At 71.1% G+C, this 14,695-nt stretch carries 16 protein-coding genes; 4 read left to right on the plus strand and 12 right to left on the minus strand.

The features are described 5' to 3' along the window. Positions 1-73: 73 nt before the first annotated feature. Positions 74-532, minus strand: coding sequence for a helix-turn-helix transcriptional regulator (locus GTO19_RS10395; RefSeq protein WP_291020856.1), 459 nt, complete (start codon positions 530-532; stop codon positions 74-76). Positions 533-625: 93 nt separating this feature from the next. Between GTO19_RS10395 and GTO19_RS10400 the strand changes: the two genes are divergently transcribed. Continuing rightward, positions 626-1,093 (plus strand): hypothetical protein, encoded by a 468-nt coding sequence (locus GTO19_RS10400; RefSeq protein WP_291020857.1) that lies wholly within the window; start codon positions 626-628, stop codon positions 1,091-1,093. Between the two features lie 137 nt (positions 1,094-1,230). On the opposite strand, the gene GTO19_RS10405 is transcribed toward GTO19_RS10400, so the two are convergent. Next, the gene (locus GTO19_RS10405; RefSeq protein WP_291020858.1) at positions 1,231-2,115 is read right to left on the minus strand and encodes a LysR substrate-binding domain-containing protein; all 885 of its coding nucleotides are present in this window, start codon (positions 2,113-2,115) and stop codon (positions 1,231-1,233) included. A gap of 110 nt (positions 2,116-2,225) precedes the next feature. On the opposite strand from GTO19_RS10405, the gene GTO19_RS10410 reads away from it, so the two are divergent. Next, entirely contained in the window at positions 2,226-2,924 is a 699-nt protein-coding gene (locus tag GTO19_RS10410) for a glutathione S-transferase family protein (protein WP_291020859.1), read from the plus strand. Between the two features lie 28 nt (positions 2,925-2,952). Here GTO19_RS10410 and GTO19_RS10415 read toward each other — a convergent pair whose 3' ends face one another. From GTO19_RS10415 to GTO19_RS10440, 6 genes are all read right to left on the minus strand, one after another. Continuing rightward, complete coding sequence (locus GTO19_RS10415; RefSeq protein ID WP_291020860.1) at positions 2,953-5,130, minus strand: molybdopterin cofactor-binding domain-containing protein; 2,178 nt, start codon at positions 5,128-5,130, stop codon at positions 2,953-2,955. Next, the gene (locus GTO19_RS10420) at positions 5,127-5,588 is read right to left on the minus strand and encodes a (2Fe-2S)-binding protein (protein ID WP_291020861.1); all 462 of its coding nucleotides are present in this window, start codon (positions 5,586-5,588) and stop codon (positions 5,127-5,129) included. The genes GTO19_RS10415 and GTO19_RS10420 overlap by 4 nt, the downstream gene beginning before the upstream one ends. Further along, positions 5,585-6,619: a kelch repeat-containing protein gene (locus GTO19_RS10425; RefSeq protein WP_291020862.1), complete on the minus strand. Its 1,035-nt coding sequence runs from the start codon at positions 6,617-6,619 to the stop codon at positions 5,585-5,587. Before GTO19_RS10425 ends, GTO19_RS10420 begins: the two co-directional genes overlap by 4 nt. A gap of 165 nt (positions 6,620-6,784) precedes the next feature. Further along, positions 6,785-8,026 carry a cyclopropane-fatty-acyl-phospholipid synthase family protein gene (locus GTO19_RS10430; RefSeq protein ID WP_291020863.1) on the minus strand — a complete coding sequence of 414 codons (1,242 nt, stop codon included), beginning with the start codon at positions 8,024-8,026 and terminating at the stop codon, positions 6,785-6,787. Further along, positions 8,023-8,829 carry a DUF1365 domain-containing protein gene (locus GTO19_RS10435; protein WP_291020864.1) on the minus strand — a complete coding sequence of 269 codons (807 nt, stop codon included), beginning with the start codon at positions 8,827-8,829 and terminating at the stop codon, positions 8,023-8,025. The genes GTO19_RS10430 and GTO19_RS10435 overlap by 4 nt, the downstream gene beginning before the upstream one ends. Before the next feature lie 5 nt (positions 8,830-8,834). Next, positions 8,835-10,217 (minus strand): NAD(P)/FAD-dependent oxidoreductase, encoded by a 1,383-nt coding sequence (locus GTO19_RS10440; RefSeq protein WP_291020865.1) that lies wholly within the window; start codon positions 10,215-10,217, stop codon positions 8,835-8,837. A 223-nt stretch (positions 10,218-10,440) separates the two neighbouring features. On the opposite strand from GTO19_RS10440, the gene GTO19_RS10445 reads away from it, so the two are divergent. Both GTO19_RS10445 and GTO19_RS10450 read left to right on the plus strand, forming a co-directional pair. After that, positions 10,441-11,025, plus strand: coding sequence for a sigma-70 family RNA polymerase sigma factor (locus GTO19_RS10445; RefSeq protein WP_291020866.1), 585 nt, complete (start codon positions 10,441-10,443; stop codon positions 11,023-11,025). Between the two features lie 5 nt (positions 11,026-11,030). Next, on the plus strand, positions 11,031-11,687 hold the full coding sequence (locus tag GTO19_RS10450; protein ID WP_291020867.1) for a ChrR family anti-sigma-E factor: 657 nt from the start codon (positions 11,031-11,033) through the stop codon (positions 11,685-11,687). Here GTO19_RS10450 and GTO19_RS10455 read toward each other — a convergent pair. The 4 genes from GTO19_RS10455 to GTO19_RS10470 are packed head-to-tail and all read right to left on the minus strand — an operon-like array spanning position 11,650 to position 14,535. After that, positions 11,650-12,081: a DUF2177 family protein gene (locus tag GTO19_RS10455; RefSeq protein ID WP_291020868.1), complete on the minus strand. Its 432-nt coding sequence runs from the start codon at positions 12,079-12,081 to the stop codon at positions 11,650-11,652. The genes GTO19_RS10450 and GTO19_RS10455 overlap by 38 nt on opposite strands. Then, positions 12,078-12,698, minus strand: a complete 621-nt coding sequence (locus GTO19_RS10460) for a DUF6134 family protein (protein ID WP_291020869.1) — start codon at positions 12,696-12,698, stop codon at positions 12,078-12,080. Before GTO19_RS10460 ends, GTO19_RS10455 begins: the two co-directional genes overlap by 4 nt. After that, positions 12,695-13,486, minus strand: a complete 792-nt coding sequence (locus tag GTO19_RS10465) for a DUF1295 domain-containing protein (protein ID WP_291020870.1) — start codon at positions 13,484-13,486, stop codon at positions 12,695-12,697. Before GTO19_RS10465 ends, GTO19_RS10460 begins: the two co-directional genes overlap by 4 nt. Next, positions 13,483-14,535 carry a cyclopropane-fatty-acyl-phospholipid synthase family protein gene (locus GTO19_RS10470; RefSeq protein WP_291020871.1) on the minus strand — a complete coding sequence of 351 codons (1,053 nt, stop codon included), beginning with the start codon at positions 14,533-14,535 and terminating at the stop codon, positions 13,483-13,485. The genes GTO19_RS10465 and GTO19_RS10470 overlap by 4 nt, the downstream gene beginning before the upstream one ends. Positions 14,536-14,695 lie beyond the last annotated feature (160 nt).

Consider the following 14,695-nt stretch of genomic DNA (forward strand, 5'->3'; position numbering starts at 1 on the left):
TGAAGCGTGGTAACTCCAGTCTCCCAGACCCTTCCGGGTGAACAACCTATTGAGACATCACAGCTAGCCCACCCTATTTGCTCAGCAGCGCTTCGATTGACACATCGAGCGCCGCCGCGAGCCGCGCCAACGTATGCAGCGACGGGTTGCGCGCCTGGCGTTCGATGTGCGCAATGACGGCCCTGCTGACACCTGATTGCTGAGCCAACTTGTCCTGGGACAGCATCAATCTCTTCCGAGCCGCGACGAGGTTCTGCGCGACGACCGCCTCAATGAAGACCTCGGGCCCCTGTCGCGCGACAGGCCGCTTCCCAAACAACGAGCCCGCCTGGACTCCCAGCGCCTGTGCCAACTTCTCGACGGTGCTCAACGACGGATTCGAGCGCCCCTTCTCCAGGTACAGCAGCATCCGCTCGCTGACATGCGCTTGGTCTGCCAAGGCACGCATGCTCCATTCACCCGTTGTGCGCAGAGCAGTGAGGTTGCGAGCCAGATTGAGCGAATACGAAGGGTCAGGTGCAAGGTCGGACACCCGAAAAGTGTTGACGACCTCTCCAAAGTGACGCCGCAATATCAGTCACCGCAATATTGGGCACAATTGCCTCCTTTCACAGGGAGTAAGTACGTGTTCATCACCGCCCCCGGCCTCGTTCAGCATCTCCATCCCTCCAAGGTCGCCCCGCACCAGACCCACTGGCCCGCCATCACGCTCGCGCTGGAGCGGCCTTGGTACCTGCTCGTCCATCAGGTGTCCTTCAACGGCAAGAAGGTCTCGCAGACCTCGCTTGTGGCCTGGGACCACACGTTGCTGGACCTGCTGGCCCAGATCCCCGTGGCGGATCTCAGCGGCATCGGGCGCCTGCACCGGCGCCGCGACACCGGCCCGAGCTGGGCCCTGGAGTGGATAGGCGCGCTGTGGGCGCCAGCGCCGTGCGAGTCTGCTGCCCTGGGCCCCTTGCTGTTCCAACTGGGCCAGGACCCGCAATTGCGCAACACCGACCTGTTGCCCGTGGCCGAGGCCCCAGGCCGGCGTCTGCTGTACGAGGCCTCGTCGAGAAGGACTACGGATTCAAGAAAAAGCCCGCCACCGTAACGGCGAGCGGGCCAAAGCTGTCGAGCGCCAAGAAGCCAACAACAGCAACTGCTGGGTGCCAGACACCGCGTGGCATCTGGCTTGGCGCCATTGTACTGTACACATGTACAGTGTTTGGCCGCCCTGGCTGAATCCAGCTAACCCAACTGCGCCGACAAGAAATCCAGCACCGCGCGCACCGACGGCAGCAGGCTTCGGCGGTGCGGCACCAGTGCGGTGGTGGTGACGCGACCCGCCGTCCAATGGGGCAGCACACGCACCAGTTCGCCGCGCGCCACATGGTGCTGGCAGATGGTTTCGGGCAGGCAGACGATGCCCAGGCCGGCCGTGGCCGCGTGCAGCAGCGCTACGGACTCGTTGGCCACCAGGCGCGGCCGCGGTTCGATGGTCTGCACGGTGTCGCCCTTGTCCTTGCTCAAGGTCCAGCGCGTGGCGTCCGCCGCGGTGAGTAGCCCATGGTGCGCCGCCAGATCGGCCGGCTGGCGCGGCACGCCGTGCTCCCGCAGGTAGGCCGGGGCCGCGACGAGCATCACGGGCTCCACCATGAGCGTGCGCTGCACCAGGCCCGAGTCCGGCAAGGGGGCGAAGTGGCTGCGCAGCGCGATGTCGTAGCCCTCCTGCACCAGGTCCACGAAGCGGTCGCTGGCGTGCAGTTGCAGTTGCAGGCGGGGCCAGGTGCGGGCCAGCGCGGGCAGATGGGGTGCGAGCTGGAACTGCACCACGGGCACGGCGGCGGTGAGCCGCACGGTGCCGCTGGGTTCGGCCAGGCGTGACTGCACCACCTGCTGTGCGCTCTCCACCTCCACCAGCGCGGCGCGCGCGTGTTGGTAGAAGTCGTGCCCGGTGTCGGTGAGGCGAAAGCTGCGCGAGCTGCGCTCGATGAGGCGCACGCCGAGGCTGGCTTCCAGCGCGGCCACGCGCTTGCTGAGGGTGGATTTGGGCACCGAGAAGCGCCGGGCCGCCGGTGCGAAGCCGCCGCTTTCCACGGCCTGGGCGAACAGGGTGAGGTCGTTCAGGTTCATGCGGCCATTGTCCACGGGTGTGGACTTTGCGTTGCCTTTTGCCCGTCTAGGCAGCCATCGTCCACACATCAAGAATGCGGTCCTTCGTCAACGCAACAGGAGCTGCAAGCATGAAACCGATTCTTTTTTATGGCGTGCCCGAGGGCTGTTCGTTCGGCGCCATCGTGGCGCTGGAGTGGAGCGGCCTGCCTTACCAGTTGTGCCGGATCCAGATGCCCGAGGTGGTGAGCGGCGAGTCCTTCAAGCGCATCAACCCGGTGGGTGAAACCCCCTCACTGCGCACCGCCGATGGCCGTGTGGTGAGCCAGAGCCTGGCCATCCTTCACCACATCGGGGCGTCTTCCCCCGCCAGTGGCCTGGTGCCGGCCCAGGGCAGCGCGGCCTTCGACCGCTTCAACGAGGCGCTCGCCTTCCTGAACACCGATTTCTTCGAGTCGTTTTCACCGCTGTGGTACGCGATGGAGCATGGTGTGCAGGGCGAGGCCTTGCGCGCGGTGACGGCCATGGGGCACCACAAGGTGCGGCGCGCGCACGCCGCGCTGGAAGGCTTGCTGGATGGCCGCGAGTGGCTGGTGGGCGATCGCCGCAGCGCGGCGGATGCCTACCTGATGGGCATCGCGCGCTGGAACGATTTCCACCAGGTGCTGGACCGGCGCGAGTACCCCGCGCTGCACGCCTTGTGCGAGCGCCTGCGGGCCGACCCGGCGGTGCGTTTCGCGCACGGGGTGGAGCACGGCGAAGCGGTGCGCAGCACCGGGGCGTTTGCGGGCCACGTCGAGCTGGATGAGGTGTTGGCCACCACCGCATGAGCGGTCCGCTGCGAGCGCCCTGCCCGCTCTAGGCACGGCCGATCGGCAAGCGTTGCACCCGCTGGCCGGTCAGCCGGAACCACGCGTTCACCACCGCCGGCATCAGCGGGGGCAGGGCCGGTTCTCCCACGCCGCCGGGCGCGGCCTCGCTCGGCACGATGTCGACCTCGATGCGCGGCATCTGGCTCAGGCGCAGCACCGGTTGGTCGTGGAAGTTGGAGGCCTGCGGCACGCCGCGGTCGATCTCCACGCCACCGTACAGCAAGGCCGACAGGCCATAGACGATGGAACTCTGCATTTGCGCGCGCACCTGCCGGGGGTTGATCACCGTGCCGCAGTCCACCGCGCAGCTCACGCGCTCCACAACGGGCAGGCCGTTCGCCTCGCGCACGTCGGTGGCAATGGCAACGATGGAGCCGAAGATCTCGACCATGGCGATCCCGCGGCCCACGCCGGTCGCGGGCGCCGCGTCCCAGCCATGCCGTTGCGCCGCGGTGTCCAGCACGCGCCGGTGGCGCGGCCGATCCGACAGCATGTCGCGGCGGAAGCGGTAAGGGTCTTGCCCCGCGAGGTCGGCCATCTCGTCGATGACGGCCTCGACCGGCAGACAGTTCTGGTTGCCCCCGGGCGTGCGCCAGAACCAGATGGGCACGCCGATGTCGTGCTCGACCCATTCGACGCGCAGATTCGGAATGCGGTACGGCGGCGCCAGGCATTCGGTGGCGTAGGTGTCCACGCCATTGGGTTTGCGCAGGAAGGCGAAGCCGGTCCACTTGGCGATGGAGGGCACGGCGATGCGCGCGCTCAGCATGGCCAGTCGGCCCTGCGCGTCCAGCCCGGCGCTCACGCGGATGCGGCTCATGGGGCGGTAGTAGCCGCTCTTCATGTCGTCTTCGCGCGTGTAGACGAGCTTGACCGGGCGGCCGGTGGCGCGTGCCACCTCGGCGGCGGGCTGCACGAAGTCGACCGTGCCGCGCCGGCCGAAGCCGCCGCCCAGCAGGGTGGTGTTGACCTTCACCTGCTCGGGCCGCAGACCCGCCACGGCGGCGACGGCGCGCTGGGTGGTGGTGGCGTTCTGGGTGCCGACCCAGACCTCGGCTTCGCCCGCTCGGATGTGCACGGTGCAGTTCAGCGGCTCCATGGGCGCCTGCGCGAGGAAGGGTTGGTCGAACTCACGGGTGATGGTGCGCAGGCCCTCGGTGGCGCGCACGTCGCCGATGTTGTGGTCGACGATGCCCTCGCGATTCAGCGCTTCGACGTAGCCGCGACGCACGGCATCGGCATCGAGCGCGGCCAGCGGGCTCTCGGTCCACTCGATCGTGAGCGCCTGACGCCCTTGCATCGCAGCCCACAGGTGGTCGGCCGCCACGGCCACGCCACCGTTGGAGAGTTCGACCACCTGGCGCACCCCGGGCTGGGCCAGGGCCGCGCGGCTGGCCACTGCGCGGGCGCGGGCGCCGAAGGCGGGTGGGAAGGCCACCACGGCGGTGAGCAGGCCGGGCAGTTTCACGTCCAGGCCGAAGGTGGCGCTGCCATTGGTCTTGGCCGGCGTGTCCAGTCGCGGCAAGGGCTTGCCGATGAGCTTGAACTCGGCCGCGCCCTTGAGCACCGGCGGCGCGGGCAGGGGCTCGCGGGCCGCGGCTTCGGCCATCTCGCCGTAGGTGGCGCGCAAGCCGCCAGGGCCCAGCAGCACGCTGTCGCGCGTGTGGATGCGCGCGGGGTCCACGTTCCAGCGTTGCGCGGCGGCGCTCACCAGCATGGCGCGCGCGGTGGCGCCGGACAGGCGCAGGCGCGTCCAGTTGGCGCGGATGGAGGTGGAGCCGCCGGTGTTGACCATGGGCACGTTCGGGTTGGCGTAGTCCAGGTGCACGGGCGCCTGCTGCACGCGCACGCGGCGCCAGTCGGCGTCGAGTTCGTCGGCCACGATCTGCGCGAAGCCGGTGTGCACGCCCTGCCCCATCTCGGCCTTGCCGCACATCACGGTGATCTGGCCATCGCGGCCGATGCGCACGTAGGCGGTGGGCGCGTGCTCGCCTTCGGGCAAGCCGCGCTGGTAATGCGGCAGCTCGCGGGCATCGGCCTGCGCGAAGGCCTCGTGCGGCAGGCCGAAGCCCACCACGAGTCCGCCGCCCAGAGCCACGCCGGCCTGCAGGAAGCGTCGGCGCGTGGGCGCAGCCGGCGTGTCGTGTGCAGCAAGCGCGCTCATGACGCGCTCCCCGCGGCCTCGACGATGGCGGCCTGGATGCGCTCGTAGGTGCCGCAGCGGCAGATGTTGCCGTCCATGGCCTCGTGGATCTGCGCCACCGAGGGACGTGGCTCGCGCTGCAACAGGGCCACCGCGCTCATGATCTGCCCCGACTGGCAATAGCCGCACTGCGGCACGTCCTGCGCCACCCAGGCCGCCTGCACGCGCCGGCCCACGGGCGTGCGGCCGATGGCTTCGATGGTGACGACCTGTCGGCCCTCGACGCTGAACAGCGGCGTCTGGCAGGAGCGCACGGCCTGGCCGTCCAGGTGCACGGTGCAGGCGCCGCAAAGGGCCAGCCCGCAACCGTACTTGGTGCCGGTCAGGCCCGCGAGGTCGCGCAGGGCCCACAGCAGGGGCATGTCGGGCGCGCCGTCGAGTGCGACGGCATGCTCGTTGAGGGTGAAGCGCGTGCTCATGCCGCCCCCGCCCCCAGCACCAGCACCTCGTGCACCGCACTGGCGTGGTCGCCGCCCACGCGCGTGCCACCGCCGAAGACGTGGATGCGATCGCCCACCGTGGCGGCGCCCAGGCCGTGGCGCGGCGTGGGCAGGGGCGGCAGCGCGCGCCAGCGGTCGCTCGCGGGGTCGTACACCCAGGCGTCGGCAAAGACCTTCTGCTCGGGCACCCATTGCTCGCCGCCAAAGACGTACAGCCGCCCACCATGCGCCGCCGCGGCCAGGCCGCCCTGCGCCTGGGGCATGGGCGCGCGCGTGGTCCAGCGGTCGCTGGCGGGGTCGTACACCTCCAGGTGCGGCACGTTCACCTGGCGCAGGGACCCGTCGGACTGCTTCAGTGCCTGGCGGCCGCCCACCACGTAGAGGCGGTTGTCGATGACGGCACTGGCCGCGCTGTTGCGCGCGGTGCGCGCGTCGGCGATGGCGGACCAGCGCCCGCTGGCGGGGTCGAACACCAGGCCACGCGCGGTGTCCACGTGCTGGTTGAAGTGGCGCGCGGCCTCGTGCTCGCGCACGCGCCCGCCCACCAGGTAGAGCCGGCCTGCGATGCCGGCGAACACGCCCTCGGCCGAGGCGTAGGGCAGCGGCACGCCATCGCTCCAGCGGTTGGCGGCGGGGTCGTACACATAGGTCGAGGCCTGGGCGCGCCAGTTGGGAAAGCCGCCGCTGAAGCCGCCGACGGCGTGGATCAGCCCACCGGCCGCGGCCAGCGCGATGTGGTGGCGCGCCTCCGGCAGCGTGGCCAGGCGCGTCCAGCGGTCCGTCGCGGGGTCGTAGGACTCGACGTGGGCGGAGTAGCCGGTGTTCGGGTTGAGCAGCCCGCCGGCCACGTAGATGCGGCCGTTCAGGACCTCGGGGTACAGCTCCTGGCGCGCCAGCGAGGGTGCGGCGGCGGTGCTCCAGCGCGGGGCGGTGGCCTGCGCCAGCGCGGCGCGCGTGAAGGGCAGCGCCGCCAGAGCGGCGGCGAGTCGGAAGGTGTCGCGTCGTTGCATGGTCGGTCCTCGTGCGTTGGGGTGGGACCGATGCTAGGCAAGCGAGCGCAATGAATCAGCCAGGCGCGACCGAACAGATTGATCGGTCAGCGCAAACAATCGCGCGGAACCTTCTCTGCGGCCCGCGCACGTTCATCGATTTCGCGTGCGTGCAACGGGCAAGCGTCAGAACCCCTGGGACCGCGAAGACGGAGCCTGCTTCTCCCGCAGCCGGTACAGCCCCACGTCCACCCGCCCACCGCGAAACCCCGCCTCGCAGTAGCAGAGGTAGTACAGCCACAGCCGCCGGAAGGCCTCGTCGAAGCCCTGCTGTTCAATCGCGGGCCAGGCCGCCAGGAAGCGCCGCCGCCACTCGGCCAGGGTGCGCGCGTAGCTCTCACCGAAGCACTGCTGCTCTTCGATCTCGAAGCCGGCGCGATGGGCGTGTTCGCGCAAAACGCTCGGGCTCGGCAGCATGCCACCGGGAAAGATGCAGCGCTGGATGAAGTCCGCGCCCTGGCGGTAGGACTCGAAGCGGTCATCCGCGATGGTGATGGCCTGCAGCACCGCCACACCGCCCGGCTTGAGGCGCTGGCGCAGGGTGTCGAAGTAGGTGGGCCAGTACGCCTCGCCCACGGCCTCGATCATTTCGATGGAGACGATGCGGTCGTATTGGCCCTGCACGTCGCGGTAGTCCTGCAGACGCAGGTCGAGTTGATCGGCCACGCCCCATGCCTGGGCACGTTCGTTGGCGAAGGCCAGTTGTTCGCTGGAGAGCGTGAGTCCGGTGACCCGCGCGCCATGCCGTTGCGCAAGGGTGGCGGCCAGGGTGCCCCAGCCGCAGCCGATCTCCAGCACCTCGCCGCCGGCGGGCGTGTCCAGCATCTGCAGGATGCGGTCGAGCCGGCGCGCCTGCGCGGCCTCCAGCGTGTCGTCGGCCGACTCGCTGAAGAGCGCGCTGGAGTACAGCATGCTGTCGTCGAGCCACTGGCGGTAGAAGCCGTTGCCGAGGTCGTAATGGAAGGCGATGTTGTGGCGGCTGCCGCGCCGGCTGTTGGCGCGCAGGCGGTGGGCCAGGCGCGCCAGCCAGCGCGCGGGGCGGCTGCCGTCGAGCAGCGAGCCCCAGGCGGCTTCGTTGGCCAGGCCGAATTCCAGCAGGGCCAGCAGGTCGGGGCTGTCCCAGTCGCCGTCGCGGTAGGCCAGGGCCAGGCCCAGGTCGCCCTGCAGCAACAGGCGGTGCATGGCCCGCCAGCGCCGCAACTGCAAGCCGGCCTGGGGACCGGGTTCGCGCCCGCCGATGTCGAGCGTTCGGCCATTGGGCAGACCCAGCGCCAGATGGCCGTGGCGGGTGCGGCTCAGCAGCCAGTGCAGTGGCGACCAGGCCCGGGACGCGTCAGGGGTGGGGGCGGTGGAGGTGCTCGTGTTCATGTGGGCTTGTGGTGGGCATCGCCCGAAGGCGCGACGGTGATGTCCTGCTCGGGCGCGGGTGGCAGCGTGTGCACGGGCACGCGCTTGAGCCACAGCCGCAGCGCTTCCCAGTGAATGGCGACAACGACCTTGAGGGTCAACAAGGGATGGCTGAAGAAGACACGCAGCAGCGCCGCGTCACCGAGTTCGCGGCGCCGGCCGTGCTGGCGCGCGATCAGCAGCGCGCCCTCGGCGTCGTGCACCTTGACGTCGATGGACACGGCCTCGGCCGGCGCCTGGACGCGGAAGCGGTAGTCCATGTCCATGCCGTTGAAGGGCGAGACGTGCAGGCGCTTGTGGATGCCCTGCTCGATGGCGGCGGCGTGCGGATCGGCCACGGGAATGAGGTAGCTGTGGCGCTGGCCGAAGGTGTTGTTGACCTCGTAGATGAGCGCCGTGAGCGCGCCATCCGGCGCGTGGCAGAACCACACGCTCAAGGGGTTGAAGACGTGGCCCAGCAGGCGCGGCAAGGTGAGCAGGCGGATGGCACCGCCCGTGGGCAGGCCGGCGGCGCGCAGGCGCGCATCGATCTGCGGGCGCAGCGGGCGACCCGAGCCATCGCCGTGGTCGCGCGAATGGAAGCTGAAGAGGTTGAAGCGGTCGACCGAGAAGCAGCGCAGGCGCTGGTGCAGGCGCGGCAGCTCGTCGATGTCGATGAGCAGGTGGTAGAGCCGGTAGCGCAGGTGGTGGCGACTCGGGCGCAGGCGCTGGTGCATCACCTCGCCCACGTAGAGCGCGCTGTGCCAATCGGTGGACCGGTCCATGGCGCTCAGGCCGCGAACGCGCCGGCCTGCGGCAGCGCGATGCGGCCGGACTCGTCGGCCACGGTCCAGGGCCGGCGCACGCCACCCAGCGCTTCCGCCACCGCGAGCCCCGCCTGCAGGCCGTCTTCATGGAAGCCCGCGCCGAAGTAGGCGCCGCAGAACCAGGTCCGCTCGCGGCCCTGCAAGTCCCAGAGGCGGCGCTGCGCGGACATGGCGGCGGCGTCGAACAAGGGGTGCTCGTAGACCTCGGTGCGGATGAGGTGCTCGGGCCGGGGGGAAACGGGCGGGTTCAGCGTGACGAACAGCGGATCGGCCCCGGGGCCCTGGGGCAGGTGGGGTTGCAGGCGGTTCATCCAGTAGCTGACGGTGGGCGGCGCGTCGCTGCCGCGCGCGGCGAGGTAGTTCCAGCTCGACCACACGGCGCGGCGGCGCGGCATGAGCGCCGGGTCGCGGTGCAGCACGGCGAGGTTGCGGGTGTAGGCGAAGGCACCGAGCAGCGCGCGCTCCTGGGCCGTCGGTGCGTCCAGCAGTTTGAGCGATCGGTCGGCGTGGGTGGCCAGCACCACCTGGTCGAAGGCCTGGGGAAACCAGCCGTCGCGCGTGCGCAGGCGCACGCCTTGCGGCCCGCGGTGCACTTCCAGCACCGGCCGGTCCAGGTGCAGGCGATCGCTGAAGGCCGCGCACAGGCGGCGCACGTATTCGCGGCTGCCGCCTTGCACGGTGCGCCAGACGGGCCGGCCGCTCAGCCGCAGCAGGCCGTGGTTCTCGCAGAAGCGCACGAAGGCGGCCACGGGGTAGCGCCCCACCTGCGCGGCCGGTGCCGACCAGATGGCGGCGGCCATGGGGTAGAGGTGGTCGTCGCGGAAGGCGCGTCCGTAGCCGTGGGTGTCGAGGTAGTCGTCCAGCGGCTGGGCGCCGGCCTGCTGCGCGTCGCGCGGGGCCTCGCGGTAGAAGCGCAGCAGCTCGCGCAGCATGGCCCAGAAGCGCGGGCGCAACAGGTTGGCCGGCTGCGCGAACAGCCCGCGCAGGTCGGTGCCGGCGTATTCCAGTGCGCCGCCGTCCAGGCTGACGCCGAAGGACATGTCGCTGGCCTGTGTGGGCACGCCCAGGTGCCTGAACAGCGCCGTGAGGTTCGGGTAGGCGGGCTCGTTGTAGACGATGAAGCCGGTGTCCACGGGCACCGTGGCGCCGCCGCAAGGCGCGCCGACGGTGTGGCTGTGACCGCCGGGGCGCGGCTCGCTCTCGAATACCGTGACCTCGTGCCGCTGCGACAGCAACCAGGCGCAGGACATGCCGGCGATGCCGGTGCCGACGACGGCGATGCGCTGGCGCTCGGGCCGGTGCCCGGGCGGGGTGGTGGCAGCGGTATCGGCGTCGTGCAGGGGCATCGCGGTCTCCAGCGGTTCTCGGGAACGGGGCCTGGCCCCGGGTGTCGGGGCCAGTGGTCACATCCTCTTACGCAGCGGTGAACGGTTTGGATTTGTTTCCCGCTGCTGCGATGATCCAAACCCCGCGGGCCTGCGTAGAAGCGGCATGGCCCTGCCCTCGCCTCGCCCCTCCGACGCCGCCGCTTCCCCGGCGGCGGCACCACCGCATCGCCGAGCGCCCGCCTTGACCATCGTTTCCCTGGACGCCATGCGCACGCCCCGCCCCGACGAAGCCTGGGACGAGGCGCTCGTGGCCGTGGCCCAGTGCCAGGACCGCGCCGCCTTCGCCCGCCTGTTCGCGCACTTCGCGCCGCGGGTGAAGCGCTACCTGATGCAGGGCGGCAGCCCCGAGGCCCAGGCCGAGGAGCTGACCCAGGAGGCCCTGGCCGCGGTCTGGCGCAAGGCGGCGCTGTTCGACCCGGCCCAGGCGGCCGCCTCCACCTGGATCTTCACCATCGCGCGCAACCTGCGGGTGGACGCGCTGCGCCGGCGCCAGGGCGCCGAGCCGATGGACGAGGCCTTCGACTTCGACCAGTTGGTGGACGACGGGCCCGACGCGGAGGAGCGCCTGCACGCGGCCCGCATGCACGAGCGCCTGCGCGGCGCCTTCGCGCGCCTGGCGCCCGACCAGCAACGGGTGCTGCAACTTTCCTATTTCAATGACGAACCGCACGCGCGCATCGCCGCCGAGCTGGGCATTCCGCTCGGCACGGTGAAGTCGCGCCTGCGCCTGGCGGTGGCGCGGCTGCGCCGCCTGCTGGAGGGCTGAGGACGATGGATATCCAACACCACCCCGACGACGGCTTGCTGCTTTCGCTGGCCACCGGCCAGCTGGCGGCGGGCATGCGGCGGGTGCTGCACAGCCACCTGGAGCTGTGCCCCGCGTGCCGCGAGCGAGCGGCTGCGCTGGACGCGCTGGGCGGCCTGCTGCTGGACGACGCGGCGCCCGCCGAACTGCACGAGGACGCGCTGTCGCGCACCCTGGCCCGCATCGACGCGCAGGCCGCAGCCCCCGCCAGACCCATCGCCACGAGCGCGCCCCCGCCCATGCCCGCCGGCGCGCGCTGGCCGCGAGCGCTGGCGCATTGCGAGGCCACGCCCTGGCGCTGGATCGGCCCGGGCATGCGCTGGAGCCGCGTGAGCCTGCCCGAAGACCCCGAGGCCAATGTCTTCCTGCTGCGCATCGCGGCGGGCAAGTACCTGCCGCGGCACACCCACAAGGGCACGGAGTTCACGCAAGTGCTGCATGGCCGCTTCCACGACGGGCGCGCGCTGTTCGGTCCGGGCGATTTCGACGCCGCCGACGGCGAGATCCTCCACCAACCGGTGGTGCAGGACGGCAGCGAGTGCATCTGCCTGGCCTCGCTGGACGCGCCACTGCGCTTCGAAGGCGCTATCGCGCGCTTCTTCGGCTCCCTGGTCGGCATGTGAACCAGGCCGCGGCGCCCGCCGCGCTGCCACTCACGAACGCGCCCCAGGCGAGGTCGGCCAGGGTCACCGCCCACGACCAGTCGCGCAGCGTGGCCTGGTTGGTGAGGTCGTAGGTGGCGTAGGCGATCAGGCCGAACAGCGCGCCCAGGCGCAGGGCCGGGGCGGCGCGGCCCTCGACCAGCGCGGGCCGCACGGCGAACACCAGCAGGCCCAGGATGTAGAGCGGGTAGAACAGCGCGGCGGCAAGCCAGTCGACGTCCGGCGCCATCAGGTGCCCGATGGCGGGCTGGTACAGGCGCGAGGCCATGAGGCTGAGCCAGACGGCATCGAGCGCCAGGAAGACGGCCATCGTCGCGAAGTAGGCGATGGCCAGGCGTTGGGGACTGGTGTTCATTGCGGTGTCGGGAGGGTGCTCGTGAGTCGGTAGGACAGGCGGCGGCCGCCCCGGACCTCGGCGTCCAGGCCGATCCAACGGCCGGTGTCGGCGGCGTACCAGATGTCGATGCGCTGGCCATCGGCGCGCAATTGCCAGCCGCGCGCGGGCACGGACTGGCCCAGGCGCTCGATGCGGGCATCGGCCAGGCGTTCGAAGCGCGCGGCCACGGTGCGCCCCGTTTGCGGATCGATCAGTTGCTGCTGCTCCACCACGCGCGGGTTCCAGTAGGCGAAGCCCATCAGGCAGTCGCCACCGTAGCGTTGCGACACCGTCTCGCGCTCGCCGTCGCTGTCGGTTTCGGCGCGCAGCTCGCGCAGGCACTCGCCCTGCCAGCGTTCGTCCGCCTCGTGGCGGTAGCGGTAGACCAGCAGGCCGAGCCAGCGCACGTCGAATCGCGCGCGGCTTTGCAGGCGACGCTCCGCTGCGTCGCCCGACACGGTGAAGCGGTGCGTGCCGACCGGGCGCCCGTCCAGGGTGACGGTGAAATCCCAGCGCTCGCTGGCCTGGGCCAGGGCGGCGGGCAACAGCGCCGCCAGGCAGGCCGCCCGCCGCCACCCGGCGCGAGCGGTCGTCATGGCCCGGCCCTGCGCCGCGGGGGCCAGGGGATGAAGGCGCTGGTGCGCGCGGCGTAGTCGCGGTAGGCCGGGCGCCGCTCGGCCATGTCCTGCTCCAGCAGCGCCACGCCGGACACCTTGAGCAGCAGCCAGGTGATCATCAATGGCGACACCACCGTCCAGGCCGAGGCCCAGCCGCCGGCGGGCAGCGCCAGCAGCCACAGGCCCCACCAGAAACAGGCCTCGCCGAAATAGTTGGGGTGGCGCGACCAGGCCCAGAGGCCACGGTCCATCACCGCGCCCTGGGGCCGGGGACCGCGCAGGAAGCGCGCGAGCTGCGCGTCGGCCACGGTCTCGACCAGCAGGCCACCCGCTGCCAGCAGCACGCCCAGCGCGTCCAGCGGCGTCAGGGCCACGCCCTGGCCCAGCGACACCAGCAGGGGCCAACCCAGCACCCAGGCCAGCACGGCCTGCAGGCCGAACACCAGGTACAGGCTCTTGAGGCCGAATGCACCGCCATGGCGTTCGCGCATGGCGCGGTAGCGGCGGTCTTCGCCATGGCCGCTGTTGCGCCGGCTGATGTACACGGCCAGCCTCAGGGCCCAGGCGAGCAGCAGGGCCAGCATCAGGCCGTCGCGCGCCTGCAGGGGCGGCAGCAGGGCCCAGGCGTACACCAGCACCGGCGCGGCCACCAGCAGGGACCACACGCGATCGGCCAGACTGGCGTCGCGCAGGGGCAGGCTCAGGGCCCACACCGGCAAGGCCACGGCCAGCGCGGCCAGCAGTCCCCAGGCGGCCAGGCTGATCATGTGCGCCGCTCGAACAGGTAGTGGCTGACCCACCATTGGCCGCCGTCCGCGTAGGCGAAGAGTTCTTCCACCGAGAGGAAGAACAGGCGCCAGCGCGTCCACCACAGCGCGGCCTGCCCGCTGCCGTAGGCCTGGCGGAACAAGGGCATCAAGGCGTCGCGCTGCGCGTCCATTCGAGCCAGCCAGGCGGCGGACGTGCGCGCGTAGTGCCGCCCGTTCCAGCGCCACTGGCGCAGCACGCGCAAATCGTCCTGGCAGCGCAGGGCCAGGTCGTCGCCCGGCATCATCCCGCCGGAGAAGAAGTGGCGGCTCATCCAGTCGCTGGCGTCGCGCGCCTCGAAGGCATACGGTGCCTCGCGGTGCACGAACACGTGCATGAAGAAGCGTCCGCCCAGGGTCAGCCAGCGCGCCACCTTGGCGAAGGCCTGCGGCCAGTTGCGCAGGTGCTCGAACATCTCCACGGAGACGATGCGGTCGAAACGGCGATCGGTCTCGAAGGCGTTGAAGTCCGCGGTGATGACCTCCAGGTTGGCCAGGCCGCGCGCCGTGGCCTGGGCCTGGATGTGCCGGCGCTGCGAATGCGAGTTCGACACGGCCGTGATGCGCGCGCGCGGATAGCGCTCGGCCATCCACAGGCTCAGCGAGCCCCAGCCACACCCCAGCTCCAGGATGTGCTGGCCGTCGGCCAGGCCGGCGCGCGCACAGGTCTCCTGCAACGCGGCGGCCTCGGCCTGCTCCAGCGTGACCACGCCCTGCGGCCACCAGCAGCAGCTGTACTTGCGGTGCGGCCCCAGCACGGCGCCGAAGAAGTCGGCGGGCAGCTCGTAGTGCTGCTCGTTGGCCTTTTCGGGCAATGGCGCCAGCGGGGCGCTGGCCAGGGACCCGTGGAAGGCGGTGGTCAGGTCGGCGCCGCGCTCCGGGTCGCCGCTGTGCAACTCGCTCAGGCGCTGGCGCAGCAGGCGGCGGATGCCCAGGCGCACGGCCGGGTCGGGCACCAGGCCCTGTTCGACCCAGTGGATGGCGGAGGCGGTGTTCGGGGCGAGGGACATGGCGGCTCGCAAATGGTGGATATGGCCAACAGTGGATATGGCCGCTTGTACGCGCCAGCGGCACCTTCGGATCACCCCACGCCCGTCGGCCAGCCGCGCGGCCTGTGAGGAAAGCTTGCAAGCGCCTGCGGTGGACCTTCGAAGAGCACAAAAACCGCAC

The sequence above is a fragment of the Hydrogenophaga sp. genome (assembly GCF_011772445.1).
Classification (GTDB): domain Bacteria; phylum Pseudomonadota; class Gammaproteobacteria; order Burkholderiales; family Burkholderiaceae_C; genus Hydrogenophaga.

Excerpts from the sequence above, each read along its gene's own strand:
- GTO19_RS10435 (WP_291020864.1), bottom strand. The coding sequence starts at position 8,829 with ATGGACCGGTCCACCGATTGGCACAGCGCGCTCTACGTGGGCGAGGTG.
- GTO19_RS10440 (WP_291020865.1), bottom strand. The coding sequence starts at position 10,217 with ATGCCCCTGCACGACGCCGATACCGCTGCCACCACCCCGCCCGGGCAC.
- GTO19_RS10410 (WP_291020859.1), top strand. The coding sequence starts at position 2,226 with ATGAAACCGATTCTTTTTTATGGCGTGCCCGAGGGCTGTTCGTTCGGC.
- GTO19_RS10460 (WP_291020869.1), bottom strand. The coding sequence starts at position 12,698 with ATGACGACCGCTCGCGCCGGGTGGCGGCGGGCGGCCTGCCTGGCGGCG.
- GTO19_RS10430 (WP_291020863.1), bottom strand. The coding sequence starts at position 8,026 with ATGAACACGAGCACCTCCACCGCCCCCACCCCTGACGCGTCCCGGGCC.
- GTO19_RS10420 (WP_291020861.1), bottom strand. The coding sequence starts at position 5,588 with ATGAGCACGCGCTTCACCCTCAACGAGCATGCCGTCGCACTCGACGGC.
- GTO19_RS10470 (WP_291020871.1), bottom strand. The coding sequence starts at position 14,535 with ATGTCCCTCGCCCCGAACACCGCCTCCGCCATCCACTGGGTCGAACAG.
- GTO19_RS10455 (WP_291020868.1), bottom strand. The coding sequence starts at position 12,081 with ATGAACACCAGTCCCCAACGCCTGGCCATCGCCTACTTCGCGACGATG.
- GTO19_RS10450 (WP_291020867.1), top strand. The coding sequence starts at position 11,031 with ATGGATATCCAACACCACCCCGACGACGGCTTGCTGCTTTCGCTGGCC.
- GTO19_RS10465 (WP_291020870.1), bottom strand. The coding sequence starts at position 13,486 with ATGATCAGCCTGGCCGCCTGGGGACTGCTGGCCGCGCTGGCCGTGGCC.
- GTO19_RS10405 (WP_291020858.1), bottom strand. The coding sequence starts at position 2,115 with ATGAACCTGAACGACCTCACCCTGTTCGCCCAGGCCGTGGAAAGCGGC.
- GTO19_RS10415 (WP_291020860.1), bottom strand. The coding sequence starts at position 5,130 with ATGAGCGCGCTTGCTGCACACGACACGCCGGCTGCGCCCACGCGCCGA.
- GTO19_RS10425 (WP_291020862.1), bottom strand. The coding sequence starts at position 6,619 with ATGCAACGACGCGACACCTTCCGACTCGCCGCCGCTCTGGCGGCGCTG.